The sequence below is a fragment of the Variovorax paradoxus genome, assembly GCA_016806145.1.
Classification (GTDB): domain Bacteria; phylum Pseudomonadota; class Gammaproteobacteria; order Burkholderiales; family Burkholderiaceae_C; genus Variovorax.
Window position 1 is genome coordinate 1,989,574 of sequence record CP063166.1, and the last position, 21,720, is coordinate 2,011,293.

The window sequence follows — 21,720 nt, forward strand, 5'->3', positions numbered from 1 at the left end:
AGACACCACCCACCCATGAAACTCGCTCGCATCGCCGCGCTCGCGGCCGTCTCGCTCGCCGCGGCCCAGGCCTTCGCCGCCGACCTCAAGGTCGGCGTCATCAGCTCGCTCTCGGGCCCGGTCTCGGCGCTCGGCATTCCCTACGAGAAGGGCATCCGTGCCGCGCTCGCGCAGCAGCCGACTATCGCCGGCCACAAGGTCGAGCTGATCGTGCTCGACGACGCCTCCGATCCCACCACCGCCGGGCGCAACGCGCGCAAGCTGGTGACCGAGGACAAGGTCGACGTGCTGATCGGCACCTCGGGCGTGCCCGGCGCGATGGCGATCGCGGCGGTGGCGCGCGAGCTCGGCACGCCGCTGATCTCCCCCACGCCGGTGTCGCTGCCGGGGCCGGAGAACATCTGGACGGTGTCGGTCTCGCAGCCCTTCGAGCTGATGGTGGCGGCGGTGGTCAAGCGCATGCAGCAGGCCGGCGTGAAGTCGGTGGCCTTCATCGGCTTCTCCGACGCGCTCGGCGATCTCGCCTACGACTCGCTGATGAAGAGCGCGGCCGCGGCCGGCATCAAGGTGGTGGCGAACGAGCGCTATGCGCGCAGCGACTCCTCGGTGGCCGGGCAGGTGCTGAAGATCGTGGCGGCCAAGCCCGATGCGGTGTTCGCGGGCAACTCCGGCACGCCCGGCGCGCTGCCCTACCTGGCACTGGCCGAGCGCGGCTACAAGGGTCAGATCTACGGCACGCACGGCCTGATCAACGCCGACTTCGTGCGCGTGGGCGGCAAGTCCATCGAGGGCCTGCAGGTGCCCAGCGGCCCGGTGCTGGTGGCCGAGCAGCTCGATGCGGCCAACCCGATCCGCAGGGTGTCGATGGACTTCCGCGCGGCCTACCAGAAGGCGCACGGCGCGGCGCCGGTCGATGCCTTCTCGTCGTACACCTACGACGCCTACCTGCTGCTGGCCAACGCCGCGGCGCGCGCCAAGGGCGAGCCGGGCACGCCGGCCTACCGCACGTCGCTGCGCGATGCCATCGACAGCACCAAGGAGCTGGTCGGCACGCACGGCATCTACAACTTCAAGCCCGACAACCGCTACGGCTCGGACGAGCGCGCGGTGGTGATCGTGCGCATGGAAAAGGGCCAGTGGAAGCTGGTGCCCTGAGCGCCCGCACCTGACGCACGCCATGAGCCGCTACCGCGAACACCCCGAGGCGATCCGCGCGCTGGTCGAGGACCGGCGCGTGCACCGCGACGTCTACCTGAGCGAGGAGCTGTTTTCGCTCGAGCAGGAGCGCTTCTTCGCGCGAACCTGGCTGTTCGCGGGCCATGCGAGCGAGGTGCCCAAGGCCGGCGACTACCGCACGCTCGAACTCGCGGGCCGGCCGCTGGTGATGGTGCGGCAGGCCGATGGCGCGCTGCGGGTGTTCTACAACCGCTGCGCCCACAAGGGCAGCCAGCTCGTGAGCGACGAGCGCGGCAACGCCGGCAAGTTCTTTCGCTGCCCCTACCACGCCTGGACCTACAAGCTCGACGGCGCGCCGCTCGCGCTGCCGCTGAAGTCGGGCTACGAGAACACCGGCCTGGCGCAATGCGAGTCGGGGCGCGGGCTGTCGCCGGTGGCGGGCCTCGCGGTCTACCGCGACTTCGTGTTCGTGCGCCTGTCGCCGCAAGGCCCGAGCTTCGAGGACTATTTCGGCGGCGTGCTGCATGCCATCGACAACATGGTCGACCGCTCGCCCGAGGGCCGGCTCACGGTGGCCGGCGGCGTGCTGCGCAACATCGTCCACTGCAACTGGAAGATGTACCTCGAGAACATCAACGACACGGTGCATCCGATGTCGACGCACGAATCGGCCACCGCCGCTGCCGAGGGCCTGTGGGCCGGTATCACGGCGGCCGAGCCCGATGCGGCCAAGCCGATGGCGATGGAGCAGATCCTGCCCTTCGGCGCGGGCTACGACTTCTTCGACCGCATGGGCGGTCGCGTCTATCCCAACGGCCACAGCGTGCTGGGCATCCACTTCAGCATCCATTCGAACTACGCCCAGCTGCCGGGCTACGAGGCCGCGATGCGCGCCGCGCACGGCGAGGAGCGCGCCACCGAGATCCTGCAGCGCTCGCCGCAGAACTCGGTGCTGTTCCCGAGCCTCTCGGTCAAGGGCTCGCCGCAGGCGATCCGCGTGATCCGTCCGCTCGCGGCCGACCGCACGCTGATCGAGGCCTGGAGCTTCCGCGCCGAGGGCGCGCCCGAGTTGCTGCTGGAGCGCTCGATGAACTACAACCGGCTCGTGTTCTCGCCAATGTCGGTGGTGGCGCACGACGACGTGCACCTGTTCGAGAGCATGCAGAAGGGCCTGCGCGGCGAGGGCAACGAGTGGGTGAGCCTGCACCGCGACTTCGATCCGGCCGAACTCGGGCAGGGAACGACCGAGACCAACGGCACCAACGAGCTGCTGATGCGCAACCAGTTCCGCGCCTGGGCGAAGTTCATGGGCGAGCAGGGGGAGGGTGCATGAACGACGCGATCGACCTCGTGGTGCGGGAGGCCGCGCTGCTCGACGCGCGCCGCTTCGACGACTGGCTCGCGCTCTACGACACCGAATGCCTCTACTGGGTGCCGCTGCTCGGCGCGGCGCAGGCCGATTCGCGCAGCCACAACGCCATTGCTTGCGAGGACCGGCTGCTGCTGCAGCTGCGCGTCGACCGGCTGAAGAACCCGCGCGCGCATTCGCAGCATCCCGCGAGCCATTGCCAGCATGTGCTGCAGCGTTCGGTGCCGGAGGCCGACGACGGCGGCGAGGCCGTGCTGCGGACCCCTTTCATCTACATCGAGGCACGCGGCGAGTCGCAGGTGCTGCTCGCCGGCAGCTACCGCCATCGACTGGTTCGCATCGAAGACGGCTGGCGCATCCGCGAGAAGCGCGTCGACCTGCTCAACCCGGGCCAGGCATTGCCGGCCATCCAGCTTTTCATCTAGTTCCCTCCCTCGTTCCACTCCCCACCCTTTCCTCCAGGAGCTTCGACATGACCCGCTTGATGCAGTCCCTTCGCCACGCCGCCGTGCTCGCGCTGGCAGCCGGCCTCGGCGCCGCCGCCTTCGCGGCCGACCTCAAGGTCGGCCTGAGCGTGTCGCTGTCGGGCCCGAACTCCTCGCTGGGCGTGCCCTATGCCAAGGGCATGCAGGCCGCGCTGGCCTACAAGGGCGAGATCAACGGCCGCAAGGTGCAGCTGATCGTGCTCGACGACGGTTCCGACCCGACCACCGCGGGCCGCAATGCGCGCAAGCTGGTGGACGAGGAGAAGGTCGACGTGCTGATGGGCACCTCGGGCGTGCCGGCCGCGATCGCGATGGCGCAGGTCGGGCGCGATGCCAAGGTGCCGATGATCGGGCTCACGCCGATCCTGCTCGACCCGGCCGAGAACGGCTGGGTGATGACGGTGGCGCAGCCCACGCAGCTGATGATCGACGCGGTGGTCGAGCGCATGAAGAAGGACGGCGTGAAGTCGGTCGGCTACATCGGCTTCTCCGACGCCTGGGGCGACCTGGTCTACAACGCGCTGATGAAGGCCGCGCCGGCCGCCGGCATCCAGGTGCTGGGCAACGAGCGCTATGCGCGCGCCGACGCCTCGGTCACGGGCCAGGTGCTGAAGCTGCTCGCGATGAAGCCCGAGGCCGTGATGACCGGCGGCGCCGGCACGCCGGGCGCGCTGCCCTTTCTCGCGCTGCAGGAGCGCGGCTTCAAGGGCAAGGTGTACGGCCAGCACGGGTTGATCAACCCCGACTTCGTGCGGGTGGTCGGTGCCGCCGGCCAGGACGCGCTGATGCCCACCGGCCCGATCATCGTCGCCGAGCAGCTGCCGGCCGACCATCCCACGCGCAAGATCGGCCTGGAGTTCCGCAGCGTCTTCCAGAAGGTCAACAACGCGCCCACCAGCGACGCCTTCTCGGCCTATTCCTTCGACGGCTACCTGGTGTTCGCCGACGCGGCCGCGCGCGCGCTCACGAAGGCCGAGGCCGGCACGCCCGAGTTCCGCGTCGCGCTGCGCGACGCGATCTTCAGCACCAGGGAGGTCGTGGGCACGCACGGCGTCTACAACTTCAAGCCCGGCGATCTCTACGGCGTGGACCAGCGCGCGCGCGTGATCGTGAAGCTCGACAAGGGCCAGTGGAAGCTGGCGCCTTGAGCGCGGCGTCCTCCATCCTCCATCCACCCAAAGCAAGCGAGAAGCGAGAGCGATGACGAAGCGAAGGACTGTGCAATGACCTGGGACGTGGCCCTCATCCTGGGCATCGACGGGCTGGCCAACGGGGCCATCTACCTGCTGGCCGGGCTCGGCCTGGTGTTGATCTTCTCGGTGACCCGGGTGGTCTTCGTGCCCTTCGGCGACATCGCGGCCTTCGCCGCGCTGACGCTGGCGGCCTTCGAGACCGGCAAGCTGCCGCCGACCATCGGCCTGGTGGCCGTGCTCGCGGCGCTGGCCGTGCTGACCGAGGTCGGCAGCCTGGTGCGGCGCGGCGAGGCGCGGCGCATTCCGAAGGCCGTGCTGGCCTGGGGCGTGCTGCCGTTGGTGCCCTGCGCCATCGCCTGGGCCGCGGCGAGCGCCGGCGTGCCGGCGCCGGTGCAGCTCGCGGTGTCGGTGCTGCTGGTGGTGCCGGTGGCGCCGCTGCTGGCGCGCGTGGTGTTCCAGCCGATCGCCGATGCCTCGGTGCTGGTGCTGCTGATCGTCTCGCTCGCGCTGCACTTCCTGCTGTCGGGCCTGGGGCTGCTGTTCTTCGGGCCGGAAGGCTCGCGCACCAGCCCGCTGGCCTCGGGCACGCTCACGCTGGGCGACGGCTTCACCGTCAGCGGCCAGGTGATCCTGATGGTGAGCTCGGCGATCGTGCTCAGCGGCCTGTTCTTCCTGGTGTTCGAACGCACCGTGATGGGCAAGGCGCTGCGCGCCACGGCCGTCAACCGCGTCGGCGCGCGGCTGGTCGGCATCCGGCCCGCGCGCACCGCGCTGCTGGCCTACGGCTGCGCCTCGCTGCTGGCGGGGCTGATCGGCGTGCTGATCGCGCCGGTGACCACCATGTACTACGACTCGGGCTTCATCATCGGCCTCAAGGCCTTCGTGGCCGCCATCATCGGCGGGCTCGTGAGCTACCCGATGACCGCCATCGGCGCGCTGGCCGTCGGCGTGGTCGAGAGCTTCGCCTCGTTCTGGAGCGGCGCGCTCAAGGACGTGATCGTGTTCAGCCTGCTGATCCCGGTGCTGATGCTGCGCTCGTTCATGGCGCGGCACGTGGAAGAGGAAGAAGAGGAGGTGGACCAATGAGCCGCCGCCCACTGATCCTCTGCGCCGTGGTGATCGCCGCGCTGGCCGTGGTGCCGGCGCTGTTCGGCAGCTTCACGGTCTCGCTGCTCAACGACATCGGCATCGGCGCGCTGGTCGCGCTCGGGCTGGTGCTGCTCACGGGCGTGGGCGGCGCCACCTCCTTCGGGCAGGCGGCCTTCGTCGGCATCGCGGCCTACGCCACGGCCTGGCTCAGCACCACGCAGGGCTATTCGCCGTGGATCGGCCTCCTGTTCGCGCTGCTGCTGACCGGCCTCTCGGCGCTGGCCATCGGGCTGCTCACGCTGCGCCTGGGCGGGCATTTCCTGCCGCTGTCGACCATCGCCTGGGGGCTGTCGATCGCGATGCTGTTCGGCAACGTCGATGCGCTGGGTCGCCACACCGGGCTGTCGAACATCCCGCCGCTGTTCATCGGCGGCTGGTCGCTGGCCGATCCGCGCGCCATGTACTACCTGATCTGGGCGATCGTCGGGCTGGCATTCCTGTTCAGCCACAACCTGCTGCGCTCGCGCCCGGGCCGTGCGATCCGCAGCCTGCGCGGCGGCGCGACCCTGCTGGCGAGCGTGGGCGCCGATGCCTACCGCGTGCGGCTGTCGCTGTTCGTGACGGCGGCGCTGTTCGCCGGGCTCGCGGGCTGGCTCTATGCGCACATGAACCGCTTCGTGAGCCCCTCGCCCTTCGACGTGCGCGCGAGCATCGAGTACCTGCTGATGGCGGTGGCCGGCGGGCTCGGCAGCCTGGTCGGCGCGCTGGTGGGCGCGGGCCTGGTGCTGGTGCTCAAGAACGGGCTGCAGGACGTGCTACCGCTGATCACCCAGCGCGCCGGCCAGCTCGAGGCGGTGGCCTTCGCGGTGCTGTTCATCGCGCTGCTGCACTTCGCGCGCGGCGGGCTGATGGGCTTCGTGCGGCGGCTGCGCGGGCGCAAGGGCCGGGCGCGGCACGCGCACCCGCGGCGCCGCTGGCGGCCGTCGAGCCGCTGCCGCACCGTGCGCTGCCGGCGCGCGGCGCGCCGATCCTCTCGGTGCAGGGCGCGGTCAAGCGCTTCGGCGGGCTGGTGGCGGTCAACGACGTGAGCTTCGACGTGGCGGCCGGCGAGATCGTGGGCCTGATCGGGCCCAACGGCGCCGGCAAGTCGACCATGTTCAACCTGCTGACCTGCACCCTGCCGATGAGCTCGGGCAGCGTGCGCTTCCTGGGCCAGGACATCGCCGGCATGCCGCAGCGCGAGGTGGCGCGGCTCGGGCTGGCGCGCACCTTCCAGCACGTGAAGCTGCGCCCGCAGATGAGCCTGCTCGACAACGTGGCGCTGGGCGCGCATTCGCGCACGCGCTCGGGCGTGCTGCGCGCGGGGCTGCGGCTCGATCGCGCGGAGGAGCGGCAGATCCTGCAGGAGGCGCAGCGCCAGCTCGAGCGCATCGGCCTGGGCGATCGCGCGCACGAGCTCGCGGGCAGCCTGCCGCTGGGCACGCAGCGCATCCTCGAGATCGCGCGTGCGCTCGCGGCCGACCCGGTGCTGCTGGTGCTCGACGAGCCCGCGGCCGGCCTGCGCCGCAAGGAGAAGATGGCCCTGGGCGAGCTGCTGCGCAAGCTGCGCGACGAGGGCGTGACCATTCTGATCGTCGAACACGACATGGACTTCGTGATGAAACTCGTGGACCGCCTGGTGGTGATGAACTTCGGCGCCAAGCTGGTGGAGGGCGCGCCGGCCGCGGTGCGTGCCGACGAGCGGGTGCAGGCGGCCTATCTCGGGAGCGTGGCATGAGCACGACGACCCCGATGCTGGAGATCGGCGACCTGCACGTTTCCTATGGGCAGGTCGATGCGGTGCGCGGCGTGTCGCTTGCGATGCGCCCGGGGCAGATCGTCTCGGTGATCGGCCCCAATGGCGCCGGCAAGACCACGCTGCTCGCGGCCGCGATGGGCCTGCTGCCGTCGAAGGGCGTGCTGCGCTTCGAGGGCGAGGACCTGCATGGCCTCGACGTGGAGGCGCGCGTGGAGCGCGGCCTGTGCCTGGTGCCCGAGAAGCGCGAGCTGTTCGGCGAGCTCTCGGTGCTCGACAACCTGCAGCTCGGCGCCTTCTCGCGCCGGCTGCGCGGCAGCGTGCTCAAGAGCCGGCTGCAGGGCGTGTACGACCGCTTCCCGCGGCTGGCCGAGCGCCGCGCGCAGCGCGCCGACACGCTCTCGGGCGGCGAGCGCCAGATGCTGGCCGTCGGGCGCGCGCTGATGTCCTCGCCGCGCCTGTTGATGCTCGACGAGCCCAGCCTCGGGCTCGCGCCGCTGATCGTGCGCGACATTCTCGCGATCGTGCGCAAGCTGCGCGAGGACGGCGTGTCGATCCTGCTGGTGGAGCAGAACGCGCGCGCGGCGCTCGAATCCTCCGACCACGGCTACGTGCTCGAAACGGGCGAGATCGCGCTCGATGGCGCCTCGCAGGACCTGGCCTGCGATCCGCGCGTGCAGGCCACCTACCTCGGCGGGGGCACGCACGATGACGACTGAGCCGCACGCGCTGCCGCCCGCGCGCCGCACCTTGCCGGCGATGCTCGAGCGGCAGGCGGCGCTGTTCGGCGACAAGCCGCTGCTCGCGATCGCGGGGCGGCAATGGGTGCATGCCGATGCGCGCGCGGCCGCCGCATCGCGCGCCGGCGCGCTGGCAGCGGCGGGCGTGGCGCGCGGCGATCGCGTGGCGCTGATGAGCGGCAACCGCCTCGAGGTGCTCGAGACGCTCGGCGGCTGCGGCTGGCTGGGTGCTGCGATGGTGCCGATCAACACCGCTTCGATGGCGCCGCAGATTGAGTACTTCCTGGCCGACAGCGCGGCGCGGCTGCTGGTGATCGAGAGTGCCTTCCTCGACCGGCTGGCCGGCGTCGACCTCGCGCGCACCGCGCTGCGCACGGTGTGGGTGATCGGCGAGGGCGAGATCGCGCTCGAGGGCGTGGCGGTGAAGGCCTGGCCGGCCGATGGCGAGGCGATCGCCGCGGCCGAGGTGCAGCCGGGCGACACGCTCGCGATCCTCTACACCTCGGGCACCACCGGCCCGGCCAAGGGCGTGACCTGCCCGCATGCGCAGTACTACTGGTGGGGCGTGAACAGCGCAGCCGTGCTCGGCGTGGGCGCCGACGACGTGCTGTGCACCACCTTGCCGCTGTTCCACATCAATGCGCTCAACACCTTCGCGCAGGCCGCGATCACCGGCTGCCGGGTGGTGTTCGAGGCGCGCTTCTCGGCCTCGGGCTTCTGGGAGGCGATGCGCGCCCACGAGGCCACCGTGGTCTACCTGCTGGGCGCGATGGTGCCGATCTTGCTGGCCCAGCCCGAGGGACCGGGCGAGCGCGCGCACCGGGTGCGCGTGGGCCTGGGCCCGGGGGTGCCGGCGCATGCGATGCAGAGCTTCCTGGAGCGCACGGGCGTGCGGCTGCTCGAGGGCTACGGCTCGACCGAGACCAACTTCGTCATCAGCACCGCGCCGGATTCCCCGCGCGGCGGCGTGATGGGCTGGGTGCGCCCGGGCTTCGAGGCGCGCGTGGCCGACGCGCACGACGTGGAACTGCCCGACGGCGAGGCCGGCGAGCTGCTGCTGCGCGCGAGCGAGCCGCATGCCTTCGCGAGCGGCTACTTCAACCTGCCGGCCAAGACCGTCGAGGCCTGGCGCAACCTGTGGTTCCACACCGGCGACCGCGTGGTGCGCGATGCCGACGGCGCCTTCCGCTTCGTCGACCGGCTCAAGGACGCGATCCGCCGGCGCGGCGAGAACATCTCCTCCTTCGAGGTCGAGCAGGTGCTGCTGAGCCATCCGGGCGTGGCGGCGGTGGCGGTCTACCCGGTGCGCTCGGAGCTGGCCGAGGACGAGGTGATGGCGGCGCTGATCGCGCGACCCGGCACGGCGGTGGCGCCCGCCGAGCTCGCGACCTTCTGCGAGGCGCGGCTGCCGTACTTCGCGGTGCCGCGCTACATCGACATCCTCGAGGACCTGCCGCGCACCGAGAACGGCAAGGTCCAGAAGTACAAGCTGCGCGAGCGCGGCGTGACGCCCGGCACCTGGGACCGGCAGCCGGCGCGGCGCACCTAGGCCGGCGGCGGGTGTCCAGGGCCGCGAAACGCTAGAATGGTTTAGGACTAAATATTATTGCCATGCAAGCAAATTCTCTTTCCGGCCGCCATGCCCTGGTCACCGGTGCCGCGCGCGGCATCGGCGCCGAGATCGCGCGCACCCTCGCGGCCGAGGGCGCGGTGCTCACGCTGCTGGGGCGCGATCGCGAGGCGCTGCAGCGCGTGGCCGACACGCTGCCCGCTTCCGCCTCGCACCGCGTGGTGGCGGCCGACGTGGCCGACCCGGCGGCGGTGCAGCAGGCCTTCGCGCAGGCGCGCGCCGCGCTCGGGCCGCTCGCGATCCTGGTCAACAACGCCGGCGCGGCCGAGAGCGCGCCCTTCCTCAAGACCTCGGTCGAGCTCTGGCAGCGCATGCTGTCGGTCAACCTCACGGGCAGCTTCCTGTGCACCCAGGCGGCGCTGCCCGACATGCTCGAGGCCGGCTGGGGCCGCATCGTCAACATCGCGAGCACCGCGGGGCAGAAGGGCTATGCCTACGTCGCCGCCTACACCGCGGCCAAGCACGGCGTGATCGGGCTGACGCGCTCGCTGGCGCTCGAGGTGGCGCGCAAGGGCGTGACGGTGAACGCGGTCTGCCCGGGCTACACCGACACCGACATCCTGCGCAACAGCGTCGCCAACGTGGTCGGCAAGACCGGCCGCAGCGAGGCCGACGCGCTGGCGGAGTTCTCGAGCGTGAATCCGCAGCGCCGCATCGTGCAGCCCTCCGAGGTGGCCGACGCGGTGCGCTGGCTGTGCGGCGAGGGCGCCGCCTCGGTCAACGGGCAGTCGATCTCGGTCTCGGGTGGGGAGGTCACATGAAGCACAACGACGCCTCGCATGCCGCGCTGAGCGACGCCGAGGAACTGGGCCACGAGGCGCGCGCGCGCACCGAGGACCATGCGGCCCTCAAGCTGTGGCTGCGCATGCTGGCCAGCACCACCCAGATCGAGGCCGAGATCCGGCGCCGGCTGCGCGAGCGCTTCGGCATCTCGCTGGCGCGCTTCGACTACATGGCGCAGCTCTACCGCCACAGGGAAGGGCTGAAGATGCGCGTGCTCTCGCGCTACCTGATGGTGACCGGCGGCAACGTCACCGGCCTCACCGACGAGCTGGAGCGCGAGGGCGTGGTGGCGCGCGCCCCCAGCCCCGAGGACCGCCGGGCCTGGATCGTGAGCCTCACGCCCAAGGGCCGGGCCAGCTTCGAGGCGATGGCGAGCGAGCACGAACAGTGGATCCTCGAGATGTTCTCGGGCCTGGACATGAAGACCATCAAGCAGATGCATGCTCAGCTAGGCGAACTGCGCGTGCACGTGATGCGCAGCGAGCCCGCGGGCGAGGAGGGCTGAGCCATGGCCGAGACGCCCGCGCGCTTCGCCGAATTCAGCCGGCCGCGGCTGATCCGCTTCTCGGACTGCGACCCGGCCGGCATCGTCTTCTACCCGCAGTACTTCGTGATGCTCAACGGGCTGGTCGAGGACTGGGTCAACGAGGAACTCGGCATCGGCTACGACGCGCTGGTCACCGGCCGCCGCGTCGGGCTGCCGACCGTGAAGCTCGAGGCCGATTTCCGCGCCGTGAGCCGCATGGGCGACCGGGTGGCGCTGGGGCTCGCGGTCGAGCGGCTCGGTTCGCGCTCCCTGAGCTTGCGGCTGCGCTGCTTCGAGCCGGTGTCGGGCGAAGTGCGCATGCAGGTCAGCCAGGTGCTGGTGACCACTTCGCTGCAAACCCACAAGGCGATCGAGATTCCGGCCGACCTGCGCGCGGCGATCCTGAAGGGCGCGCTGCCTTCCTAAGCCCCGGGGAATGTCGATCCCTCCAAAGGAGGAGTTCCCCCGGCTTGTACTACCAGCGTACTGCTCCCACAATTCCGGGCCTGGGAAAATAAGGCGGAGTTGAATGGGAACGGTTGATGAGAATCCTGCTGGTTGACGATCACGGCCTCGTGCGCGAGGGCGTGGCACTTCTTTTGCGCTCGCTCGATCCCAAGATCGGCGTGCACCAGACCGCCGACATCCACGATGCCATCGCGGCGATGCGCACGCACGGCCCGTTCGACATCGTGCTGCTCGACCTCGAGATGCCCGGCATGCGCGAGCTCGATACGCTGCACCTGTTCCGCGGCCAGTTCCCCGAGCAGGCGGTGGTCGTGCTGTCGGCCAACGAAGACCCCAACACGGTACGCCGCGCGATCGACGACGGCGCCATGGGCTATGTCAAGAAGTCGCTCGATCCGGCGACCATGATGCAGGCGCTGCGCGTGGTGCTCGACGACGGCATCTACGTGCCGCCGGTGTGCCTCGAGCCGCCGCGCACCGACGAGCCCTCGCCGGCCGACCGGCTCGCGAGCCTGCGGCTGTCGCCGCGCCAGGAAGAGGTGCTGCTGCGCCTGGCCCACGGCAAGTCGAACAAGGCGATCGCGCGCGAGCTCAACATCTCCGACACCACCGTGAAGTCGCACCTGAAGGTGGTGTTCGAGATCCTCGACGTCCACAGCCGCACCCAGGCCATGTACGAGCTCTCCCGCCTCGGCTGGCGCGCGATGGAAGCCGGATGAGGAACCGGGCCGCGGCGCTGGTCGCCGAGCAGGTCGGGTTGCTCGCGACCCAGTCGCGCAACGCCGTCCTCGGCTTGCTGGTCGGCTGCTCCTTCGTTTCCGCGATCCTCGCGCGGCATGTGTCGTGGGTGCTGATCGGCGCCTGGCTCGCGCTGTTCATCGGCGCCAATGCCTACCGCATGCGGCTGGGCGCGCGCCTGCTCAGCGACCGCGAGCCGCGCGACGCCGCGGCGCTGAGCAAGTTCTTCTACATCGCGCTGGTCAACGGCATCTGGATCGGCCTGCTGCCCGTGATGTTCTTCGGCGTGCTGCCCGACGAGTCGCGGCTCGCGCTCACCATCATCGTGCTGCTCGCGGCGGCCGGCGGCGCCGCCACCTATGCCTCGTTCGCGCGCGGCTACCTGTGCTTCCTGCTGGTCGGGGTGCCGCTGGTGGCGCTGGGCTGGGGGCTGCATGGCGGCCCGCGCGCCTGGGCGGTGGTGCTGTCTCTGCTGATGTACGCGGTGGTGATGGCGCGCTTCTCGACCTATCTGGCGAGCGTGTTCGAGCGCTCGGTGCTGATCCGCTTCGAGGCCGACGCGCAGCGCGAGCAGGCCGAGCGGATGCGCGTGATCGCCGAGGAGGAGCGCGGCAAGGCCGAGGAGGCGCGCCACGCGGCGGAAGAAGCGAGCGTTTCGAAGTCGCGCTTCCTGGCCAATGCCAGCCACGACCTGCGCCAGCCGGCGCAGGCGCTCGCGCTCTACACGGCGGTGCTCACGCACAACGCCGAGACCGACGAGCAGCGCCAGATCGCGCGCAGCATCGCCGAGGCCAGCCGCGTGCTCGGCGACCTGCTCGACAACCTGCTCGACATGTCGCGCCTCGATGCCGGCGCGGTCCAGCCGCGCGCCCAGGCGGTCGACATCGGCCAGATGCTGGCGCGCCAGGGCACCGAGGCGCGCGCCATGCTGGCCGGGCGCAACGTGCGGGTGGAAGTGGAGGGCGGCGCCTTCGTGGCCCAGACCGACCCGGTGCTGCTCGAGCGCGCGCTGCGCAACATCGTCGGCAACGCGGTGAAGTTCACCACCTCGGGACTGATCGCGATCCGCGCCCACATCGTCGGCCCGGTGATCCGCTTCGAGGTGGAAGACACCGGCCAGGGCATCGCGACCGAGCACCAGACGCTGATCTTCGAGGAGTTCTTCCAGGTCGACAACAAGGAGCGCGACCGGGCCCGCGGCCTCGGCCTCGGGCTGTCGATCGTGCGCCGGCTGATCCACATGCTCGGCGGCGGGGTGAAGGTGGAGTCCGAGGCCGGCAAGGGCTCGAAGTTCACGCTGACCATTCCCGCGCTGTTCACGCGCGCGCCCGACGAATCCGACCTGCGGCCGCGTCCCTCGGTGCCGATGCCCGACCTGCGCGGCCGGCGCGTGCTGGTGATCGACGACGAGCAGATGGTGAGCAACAGCCTGAGCGCGCTGCTCCAGACCTGGGGTGCCGACGTCGACACCGCCGACGGCCTGCATGCCGCGCTCGCGCTCGGGCCGCCCGGCAACTGGCAGCTGTGCCTGTGCGACCTGCGCCTGCGCGGCGGCGAGGACGGCATCTCCACGGCGGCGCGGCTCAACCGCGACGCGCCCGACCTGCCGATCGTCTTCATCACGGGCGACACCGCCCCCGCGCGCATCGAGCAGGCGACCCGCACCGGCCGGCCGCTGATGCACAAGCCGGTGGACGAACTCCAGCTCGCAAGGCAGGTGCGCGCCTTGCTCTGAGTCCGGATCCGCCCCAGGTCCACCGTCGGCGGGCCACGATTTCCTCTCTCCCGTTCCCGCCGTCCCATGTCCTCGCCCACCGCGCAGCCGCTGTCCATTCCCTTCGACGAATGGAAGCCTCCCGAGCCGCTGCAGCTCGATGCCGTCGTGATCGGTTCGGGCTATGGCGGCAGCGTGGCCGCGCTGCGGCTCGCGCAGGCAGGGCGGCGCGTGGTGCTGCTCGAGCGCGGCTCGGAGTTCCTGCCGGGCGAGTTCGCCAACGACGTGGGCCAGCTGCCCAAGTACCTGCGCTTCCAAGGGCCGCAGGGGCCGATGGGCAGCCCCTGCGGGTTGTTCGAATGGCGCCTCGGGCCGGGCATGGCTTCGATGGTGGCCAACGGCTTCGGCGGCGGCAGCCTGATCAATGCCGGCGTGCTGGTGCAGCCCGACGACGACGTCTTCGCCCAGCCCGCGTGGCCGGCCCAGATCCGCCATGCGCTCGACGACGACAGGCCCGGCCTGCGCCTGCCGTCGGCCTTCGCGCGCGCCCGCGAGGAGCTGCAGGGCACGCGCTTCTCGATCCGCGCCGCGGACGGCACCGAGGCCGGCCCGCTGCCCAAGTCGCGCGCGCTCGCGAAGCTCGGCGAGGCGCTGCAGCGCGACGAGACATTGCGCAAGCACGCGCCGCGGGTGCAGGCGGCGGTGCTCACCATCGACCCGGCGCGCTGCAGCCACTGCGGCGACTGCTTCACCGGCTGCAACACGCCCGGCGCCAAGCACACCCTGCCCACCACCTACCTGAAGCAGGCGGGCGAGCGGGGCGTGCAGTTCGTGAGCCGCTGCACGGTCTACGCCCTCGAGCCGCAGCGCGAGACCGGCCGCTGGCGCTTCACCGCGGTGGAGACCGAACGCAGCCGCGACTTGCGCAACATGGGCGACCTGGTGACGCAGCACGGCCGCAGCTTCGAGGCGGCGCTGGTGGTGGTCGCGGCCGGCACCTTCGGCAGCACCGAGCTGCTGATGCGTTCGCAGAAGGTGCACGAGCATTTCACGCTGTCGCCCACGCTGGGCACGCGCGTGAGCGCGAACGGCGACAGCGTGAGCGTGATCGCCGACCTCGAGACGCCGGTGGACAACGTGGGCCGCGGCGCGCTTCCCGAGGCCAAGGCCGGCCAGCCCGTGGGACCGACGATCACGACCCTGCTCGACCTGCGCGGCAGCGGCGACGACCGGCCGCCGCTGCAGGACCGCGTGATGCTGCAGGACGGCGCCGTGCCCGGCCCGCTGTCGCGTCTGTACGAGGAGATGCTGGCCATCGCCTGGACCCTGCGCCACATCGGCGCGCGGGCGCCGTCGCCGCGCGCGCACGGCCGCGGCATCGACCCGCTGGCCGCTTCGCCCGAACTCGCCGCCCACAGCCAGCTGCTGCTGGCGATGGGCCACGACAACTCGCAGGGGCGGGCGGTCTGGGTGCCCGAGATGGACGGCATCGCCCCCTACTGGCCGCGGCCGCAGGAGGCGCCCACCTACGCCGCGCAGCAGCGCATCTTCGACGCGGGCACGAAGCGCGACGGCGTGCACATGCACCTGCCGACCTGGCAGGCGCTGCCGCCGGGCGCAGCCACCTTGCTGTCGGGACCGAAGCCCGACGCGCTCGCGATGACGGTGCATCCGCTCGGCGGCTGCCCGATGGGCGACAACCACGACGCGGGCGTGGTCGACCACCTGGGTCGGGTCTGGCGCGGCGACAACGAGCTCTGGCACGGCCTCTACGTGCTCGACGGCTCGATCGTCCCGACCTCGCTGGGCTGCAATCCGCTGTGGACCATCACCGCGCTGGCGGAACGCGCGATGGCGCACCTGGCGCCCGGGCTGCGCGTGGCCGGCCCGACCGCCACGCCGACGCCCGTGCCGCAGCGCGGCCTGCCGCGCTCCACCGCGGGCTGGTCGCGGCCCGGACCGATGCGGGTGGAAGCACGCGCGCGCGAGCGGCTGGAGTGCCGCGCGCTGCCGCTGCGGGGGCCGCTGCGCCGCATGCTGGGCACGCCGACCGCCGACTGCGACATGGTGGTCAGCATGCACACCTTCGACTGGCAGCAGCTGTGGAACGACGCGCGGCATCGCTTCACGGGCGTGCGCGGGCTGCTGCGCTTCGAACCCCTGGCCGAAGGCGCGGCGCCCGATGCCAGGCCCGCCGGCGAGCGCTTCGTCAACTACAGGATCCGCGGCGGCGAGGTCTCCATCCTCGCGGTGGAGCCCGGCGGGCCGCTCGCGACCCTGCGGCGCATCGCCAGCATGCCGCGCACCGTGCTGACATGGTTCACCCTGCGCGGCTACCTCGACTGGCAGCGCGGCGACACCGAGATCACCTTCGAGCGCAGCCGCAACATGTTCTGGGCCTGGTGGGCCGCCACCGAGATCCGGCACGTGGAGTACGACCTCAGGCTGACGCTGCGCCCGGGCGGCATGCCGACGCCCGATCCGGTGCGGCGGCTGCGGCTGCGCGGCACCAAGGAGGTCGTCTATGCCGCGAGCTGGGCGCAGCTCGCGGGGCACGGGCTGCGGCGGCTGCGGCAGTGGAACTGGCCCGCCGATCGTCCGGGCAAGGTCGTGCCGGCCGACCTGCGGCCCGACCTGTTCACCCAGCTCACCTGCCCGGTCATCACGCTCGATGCCGACGACCGGCCCGCGCCGTGGTGGTCGCCGTGGCGCAACCGTGCCGCGAAAGCGCGCTTCGCGTTCGACGTGGCGCGCGCGGTGCGCGACACCCCGATCGAACTGCTCGGCGGCGCCGACGCCAGCTCGGCGATGGGCACGCTGGTGGCCTATCCGGCGCTGCTGGCGCGCTTCGCGCTGCAGACACGCATGCTCGATTTCCGCCTGCCCGACTACGGCGGCAGCCCGCTGGTCGACATGGCCAGCCCCGAGGACCTCAAGCTGCGCGGCGAGGCCTGCGGCGGCACGCAGGGCGACGTCCATCCGCAGGCGCATTCGCTGTGGGTGCGGCGCGGCCGCTCGTCGAGCGACGACGGCACCGAGGCGGTGGAGAACGTGCAGCTGCGGCTGTGGCGCTACCGGCGGCCCGCTGCCGACGGGCTGCCCGAGGTCCTCGGCGGCCAGTGGTGCGGCGTGCCCGTGCGGCGCGTGCGCTCGGTGCTGCTGACCCATGCCTTCGGCATGTCGGGCCACACCTTCAGCTTCAAGGGCACGAGGCAGAACTTCGCCGAGCATCTGTACGGCCTGGGCTGGGAGGTCTGGGTGCTCGACACCCGCCTGAGCCCGCGCTCGCGGGCCTCGCAGGAGCCGGGCACCGCCGACCAGGTCGCGATGGTCGACATTCCGGAGGCGGTCGATTTCGTGCTCGACCTGCTGCGCGCCGAGCGCGACCGGGTCGTCGGACCCGAGGCCGGACTGCCGCTGCAGCTCTATGCCTTCGGCCAGTGCCTCGGCGCGGCGGCCTTCCAGATGGCGCTGCTGGCGGGGCGGCTGTCCTATCCGATCGAGAGCGCCGGCTACGTGTCGGCCACCGGTGTGCGGCCGCTGCTGCCGAAGCTCGCGGGCCTGGTGAGCGCGCAGACGCACCTGTTCACGGTCGGTTCGCGCTCTTCTCAGGGCAAGACCTGGCTGCCGGCCTTCATCCGCAACCTGGCCGGCCGCACCACGGTGCCGCTGGCGGTGCGCGGGCCGGTGGAGTCGCTGGTCGAGTCGCTGGTCGATCGCCTGTTCGCCGCGCTGCCGGTGCCGCCCGGCGAGCACTGCCCGGGCGAGGGCACGCTGGGCCGGCCGCACGACGACGACTGCGCGACCTGCCGGCGCGTGCGCTTCCTCGACGCCGAGCTGTTCAAGCACCGCAACCTCAACGCCCGAACCCACCGCGAACTGCCCAAGCTGTTCGGCAACGCCTCGGTGCGCGTGTTCGCGCACGCGGCGCGCTTCGTCGAGTACGAGCGACTGGTCAGCGAGGACGGCTTCAACGTCTACGCCAACGACAGCGCGATCGCGCGCCACATGGCGCTGCCGATCCGTTTCGTGCACGGCTGCGAGAACGAGCTGTTCGACAAGGAAGGGGCGCTGCGTTCGTCGCTGCAGTTCGCGCAGATCCATCCCGAGTGGGTGCCGCTGTTCGGCAAGGCGGCCGAGGGGCAGCCGCCGCACATGTGCGACCTGATCGCGGGCTATGGCCACCTCGATCCGCTGATCGGCCAGGCGGCGATGGATCGCGTCGACGGCGAGGCCAGCCCCTACGAGCGGCTGGCCGCCTTGCTGAACCAGGCCTGGGGGGCCGAGGAACATGGTCCGGCCCTCTCTCCATCGGAAGCTGGCGAGGCGCTCCCGCCGGCGAGCCCGCATCCGAACCACGAGGTGCGCTTTCCGCGCGCCGGCCCATGGGTCGGGCCGATGGAGCCGATGGAGGTCGACCCGCAACTGGCCCTGTACTGCGCCATGCCGCCGGGCCCGGCGCGCAGCGTGCGCGTGGCCTTCGTGGTCGACGACACCGCCGCCGACGCGCTGCTGAGCCGCGGACTGGCGGCCAGCGCCATCGTGCACCTGGGGCCGCGCGTCTACCGCGTGCCGCTGGAGATCGTCGACTTTCCCGCGCCGATGGTGGCGCGCGACGGCTTCCTGCTGCCGCCGCCGCGGCGGCCGTGGGTGCTCGGCAGCGCCCAGGGCCGCACCGACGGCAGCAGCGCGATCCGCGTGGCCTGCGGCAGCATTCCGCTGCCCGAGGGCGGGGCGTGGGAGCGCGCGCGCATCGAGTGCGTGTCGCATGCGCCCGCGCTCGACGCGCGGACCGCCAGCCGGCCGCTGCAGCGGCTGCCGGATGAGGTGGTGGAAGGGCCGCCGGTGGCGTTCTCGGCGGCCGTTGAGGCGGCGGAGCTGCTGGCGCTGCAGGGCTCGATCCGCTTCGCGGCCGAAGCGGCGCTGCGCGAGCGCGAGGTGGGGCGCGGGCCCTTTCCCGCCTCGCTGTCGCACCAGCGCCGCAATGCGCCGCTGGCCGAGCACCGCTGGATCCGGCTGCGGTCACGCATGCTGGCCGCGCGCGACGGCGCGCTGTGCGTCGCCCTCGGCAGCTGCAGCTATCCGGGCTTCTCCTTCGACAGCGAGCCGGCCTCGGCCTCGTTCGAGCGGCTGCTGAAGACGGTGCGCAGGCTCGGGGCGGACGGGCCCGAGATGCTGTTCATGCTCGGCGACCAGATCTATGCCGACGCGACCGGCGGCATCATCGATTCGACCAACCCCGTCGAGCGCTACACCGACCGCCACCAGCGGGCCTTCGCGCGGCCCGCGCTGCAGAAGCTGCTGGCGCGGGTGCCGTCGGTGTGCACGGTCGACGACCACGAGTTCACCGACAACTATCCGCTGGCCCGCCCGCTGTTCAAGCCGCATCTGGCGCGCCGAGGCTACAGCCGCCTGCGCGAGGCGCATGCGCTGCAGGCCGCGCAGAACGCGCTGACCGCCTACCAGCTCATGCATGGCAGCGAGAGCATGCGCCGCTTCGGCTTCGCGCGCTACGAGCGCGGCGGCGTGCGCTTCTTCGTGGCCGACACGCGGCGCTGGCGCAAGGCGGCGGCGCACAGCGAGCCGGGCAGGCCGGTCGCGGCGCGCACGCTGTCGGACGAGGCGCGCGCGGCCTTCCATGCCTGGGTGGAGGAGGGCCGCGATGGCGACGACTTCCATTGCCTGCTCACGGGCAGCGTGCTGCTGCCGGGCTTGGTGCCGGGCTGCGATCCCGCGAACCCCGGTCCGCCGGATTCGATGCAGGCCGCGCCCACCGAACGCGCCGAATTGCTGGGCCAACTGGCCGATGCGGTGCCGGGGCGCTTCGCCTGCATCTCGGGCGACTACCACCTGAGCTTCTCGGGCGCGGTCACGGTGGATGGCGTTCGCGTCGGCGCGGTGATGCTCGCGCCGGCCTTCTACGCGCCCCTGCCGTATGCCAACTGCTCGCCCGGCGATCTGTGGCTCGACGAGGCCTTGACGCTGCCCGGCGGCCGCACGCTGCGCCTCGAGGCGATCGACGGCGAACTGCCGCAGCGCGGATCGGGCTACGGGCTGCTGCGCTTCGAGCGGCGCGCCGAGGGCTGGTCGACCGCGCTGTCGACCGACCTGCTGGTGCTCGAGGAGGGCGCGACCAGGAAGCGCTTCGACTGGCCCAGCGTCGACCTGCGGTAGCGCCGCGCGGCGTTCTCCTCCAATTGGGGCATGCGCGCGGCACGACGATGAACTCCAATCCCCGCATGCCGTGACAGGGCCGCGTGGGCCCCGCGTGCGGCGCATTGCAGTCTTCAACGAAAGCGCTCATGCCGGGACGGTTGGTTTCGATCGATGTGCCCTCGATCTACAAGGTGGCGGGTCAGTGGCTCGCGCTGCCGCGGCCCATGGCCTGGTGCACGCCCGACACGCGGCGCGCGCTCGCCGGCATCCGCCAGGAGGTCGAGCGCCGCGGCGGGCGCCTGCTGTTGTCGGACCTGTTCCATGGCCGGAGTTCCGGCACCACCCGGTCGTCGTCCTTCGGCGCCTGCACGGGCGACGGCATGCACGAGGCCGGTCGCGCCTTCGACGTCGACCTCGGCGCGCTGCGCATGCCGCTGGCCGAGTTCTGGACGCTGGCGCGCGGCTTCGGCGTGGTGCCGATCCACCGCACGCCCGATCCGGCGCTCAGCGAGGCCTGGCACTTCGAATGCCGCGGCAGCCACCAGCGCGTGTACGAGCAGCATGCGTCGAGGCCCGCGGGCCTGTTCAGGACGCCGTACCTCGCGATGGCCGCCAGCGCCATCCTCGCGGCCGGCCTGCCGCACGACCTGTTCGTCCGCAACGCCGACGAGGCGCGCCTGCAGAGCGGCCTGATCCGCCTGGGGTACGACATCGGCGGCATCGATGGCCTGATCGGCTTCCGCTCGATGCGCGCGCTGCGCGCCCTGGCCCTCGACGGCCTGTCGCTCGAAGCGCAACTCAGTGGCGTCGAATGGTGGCTGCGGGGGATGTACCCGTCGGAGTACGGGGACGAGGTGGCGGTGGAGACGGCGCTTGCGGCCTAGGCTCGGGGCGCTGCTACTTGTCGCTCGCGACGGGCGCCGCGGCTTCCGCGATCTTCTTCTTGAGCCAGCCACCCAGTTCGCGCTTGCCCTTGGCATTGGCGGCGCGCCAGGCCTCGCGCGCCAGCGCGACGAAGCGTTCCTCGGCCTCGTCGGGCACCTCCGAGGGGCGGTCTTCCTCATCGAGCCAGCCGGCCTCGACCTCGCAGTGCCGCTCGATCTGCCGCGCGAGGTTGTCGCCGATCGGCCGCGCGCTCTTGATCTGGCTCCACATGCTCGGCGACACCTCGATCTTCCGGGCGAAGGCCTGGTCGAGTCCCTTGGCGGGCAGGCCGGCGGCCACGGACGCTTCGAGGAAGCGGCGGTGCAGCGCGAGCACATTGCGGCGGCGTGCGACGGTGAGATTGGGCACTGTTCAAAAACAACAACAAGACAAAAAAAGATTGTCCCGGTTGTTGACGCCCTCGTAAAGACTCTTTACAGTGCAAGGCAATCGCAGGCCCAGGCCGCGAGAGGCCAGATCCCTCCACCCCTTTTCAAAGCGCGACAGCTTCAACCAAGGTCCCATCGTGAACACCGCACGCCAACTCTCCAGCATTCGACCCGTCTCGGGCCGGGCGCTCGTGCGCGCGGGTTTCAGCAACGGATTCGACCTGCCATCGCCCGCTGCGAAGCTGGGTCGCTCGTACGCCATGCATTCGCCGAACCACGCGAAAGCGCGCGTTGATGCATTCGAGGATCGACTGCCACCGGGTGGAGGTTGCGCTTAGGCGCTTGCCCTCCCCAGCTCTCTCACCAGAGGCCCGGACACCGAAAGGTTCCGGGCCTTTTTGTTTTTCGCGGCCATCGCGCCGCGGCGGTGGCATCCACGGATGCCGCCGGTGTTCTTCCACAACGTGCCGCGAGGCGCAGCCGTCACTGGAGCGGCGCGCAGCTTCGCCATTTCGGGTGTGCCTTCACCACACCGCCAGGATCAA

The 21,720-nt window shown here is 71.4% G+C and carries 15 protein-coding genes and 1 pseudogene; 15 read left to right on the top strand and 1 reads right to left on the bottom strand.

Annotation, left to right across the window (positions count from 1 at the left end; translation table 11 throughout):
* Positions 1 to 15 precede the first annotated feature (15 nt).
* The 15 genes and pseudogenes from INQ48_09065 (at position 16) to INQ48_09135 (ending at position 20,746) form a co-directional block, all read left to right on the top strand.
* Positions 16 to 1,155 carry an ABC transporter substrate-binding protein gene (locus INQ48_09065; protein QRF59355.1) on the top strand — a complete coding sequence of 380 codons (1,140 nt, stop codon included), beginning with the start codon at positions 16 to 18 and terminating at the stop codon, positions 1,153 to 1,155.
* A 22-nt stretch (positions 1,156 to 1,177) separates the two neighbouring features.
* Entirely contained in the window at positions 1,178 to 2,509 is a 1,332-nt protein-coding gene (locus tag INQ48_09070; GenBank protein ID QRF59356.1) for a Rieske 2Fe-2S domain-containing protein, read from the top strand.
* Complete coding sequence (locus tag INQ48_09075) at positions 2,506 to 2,970, top strand: aromatic-ring-hydroxylating dioxygenase subunit beta (protein ID QRF59357.1); 465 nt, start codon at positions 2,506 to 2,508, stop codon at positions 2,968 to 2,970. Before INQ48_09070 ends, INQ48_09075 begins: the two co-directional genes overlap by 4 nt.
* Positions 2,971 to 3,029: 59 nt before the next feature.
* Entirely contained in the window at positions 3,030 to 4,178 is a 1,149-nt protein-coding gene (locus INQ48_09080) for an ABC transporter substrate-binding protein (protein QRF60668.1), read from the top strand.
* A gap of 75 nt (positions 4,179 to 4,253) precedes the next feature.
* Complete coding sequence (locus tag INQ48_09085) at positions 4,254 to 5,309, top strand: branched-chain amino acid ABC transporter permease (protein QRF59358.1); 1,056 nt, start codon at positions 4,254 to 4,256, stop codon at positions 5,307 to 5,309.
* Positions 5,306 to 7,089, top strand: a pseudogene (locus tag INQ48_09090) (branched-chain amino acid ABC transporter ATP-binding protein/permease). Before INQ48_09085 ends, INQ48_09090 begins: the two are co-directional and overlap by 4 nt.
* 14 nt (positions 7,090 to 7,103) lie before the next feature.
* Entirely contained in the window at positions 7,104 to 7,826 is a 723-nt protein-coding gene (locus INQ48_09095; protein ID QRF60669.1) for an ABC transporter ATP-binding protein, read from the top strand.
* Positions 7,816 to 9,396 carry an ATP-dependent acyl-CoA ligase gene (locus tag INQ48_09100; protein ID QRF59359.1) on the top strand — a complete coding sequence of 527 codons (1,581 nt, stop codon included), beginning with the start codon at positions 7,816 to 7,818 and terminating at the stop codon, positions 9,394 to 9,396. The genes INQ48_09095 and INQ48_09100 overlap by 11 nt, the downstream gene beginning before the upstream one ends.
* A 62-nt stretch (positions 9,397 to 9,458) precedes the next feature.
* A complete protein-coding gene (locus tag INQ48_09105) occupies positions 9,459 to 10,238 on the top strand; it encodes an SDR family oxidoreductase (GenBank protein QRF59360.1) in 780 nt (259 codons plus the stop codon).
* Entirely contained in the window at positions 10,235 to 10,765 is a 531-nt protein-coding gene (locus INQ48_09110; GenBank protein ID QRF59361.1) for a MarR family transcriptional regulator, read from the top strand. The genes INQ48_09105 and INQ48_09110 overlap by 4 nt, the downstream gene beginning before the upstream one ends.
* 3 nt (positions 10,766 to 10,768) lie before the next feature.
* Positions 10,769 to 11,212, top strand: coding sequence for an acyl-CoA thioesterase (locus tag INQ48_09115; protein ID QRF59362.1), 444 nt, complete (start codon positions 10,769 to 10,771; stop codon positions 11,210 to 11,212).
* 116 nt (positions 11,213 to 11,328) lie between these two features.
* Complete coding sequence (locus INQ48_09120) at positions 11,329 to 11,973, top strand: response regulator transcription factor (protein ID QRF59363.1); 645 nt, start codon at positions 11,329 to 11,331, stop codon at positions 11,971 to 11,973.
* Positions 11,970 to 13,727: a hybrid sensor histidine kinase/response regulator gene (locus INQ48_09125; protein QRF59364.1), complete on the top strand. Its 1,758-nt coding sequence runs from the start codon at positions 11,970 to 11,972 to the stop codon at positions 13,725 to 13,727. The genes INQ48_09120 and INQ48_09125 overlap by 4 nt, the downstream gene beginning before the upstream one ends.
* 66 nt (positions 13,728 to 13,793) lie before the next feature.
* Positions 13,794 to 19,880, top strand: a complete 6,087-nt coding sequence (locus INQ48_09130) for an FAD-dependent oxidoreductase (GenBank protein QRF59365.1) — start codon at positions 13,794 to 13,796, stop codon at positions 19,878 to 19,880.
* Positions 19,881 to 20,008: 128 nt separating this feature from the next.
* Positions 20,009 to 20,746: a hypothetical protein gene (locus INQ48_09135; protein QRF59366.1), complete on the top strand. Its 738-nt coding sequence runs from the start codon at positions 20,009 to 20,011 to the stop codon at positions 20,744 to 20,746.
* A gap of 13 nt (positions 20,747 to 20,759) precedes the next feature.
* On the opposite strand, the gene INQ48_09140 is transcribed toward INQ48_09135, so the two are convergent.
* A complete protein-coding gene (locus tag INQ48_09140) occupies positions 20,760 to 21,155 on the bottom strand; it encodes a hypothetical protein (protein QRF59367.1) in 396 nt (131 codons plus the stop codon).
* Positions 21,156 to 21,720 lie beyond the last annotated feature (565 nt).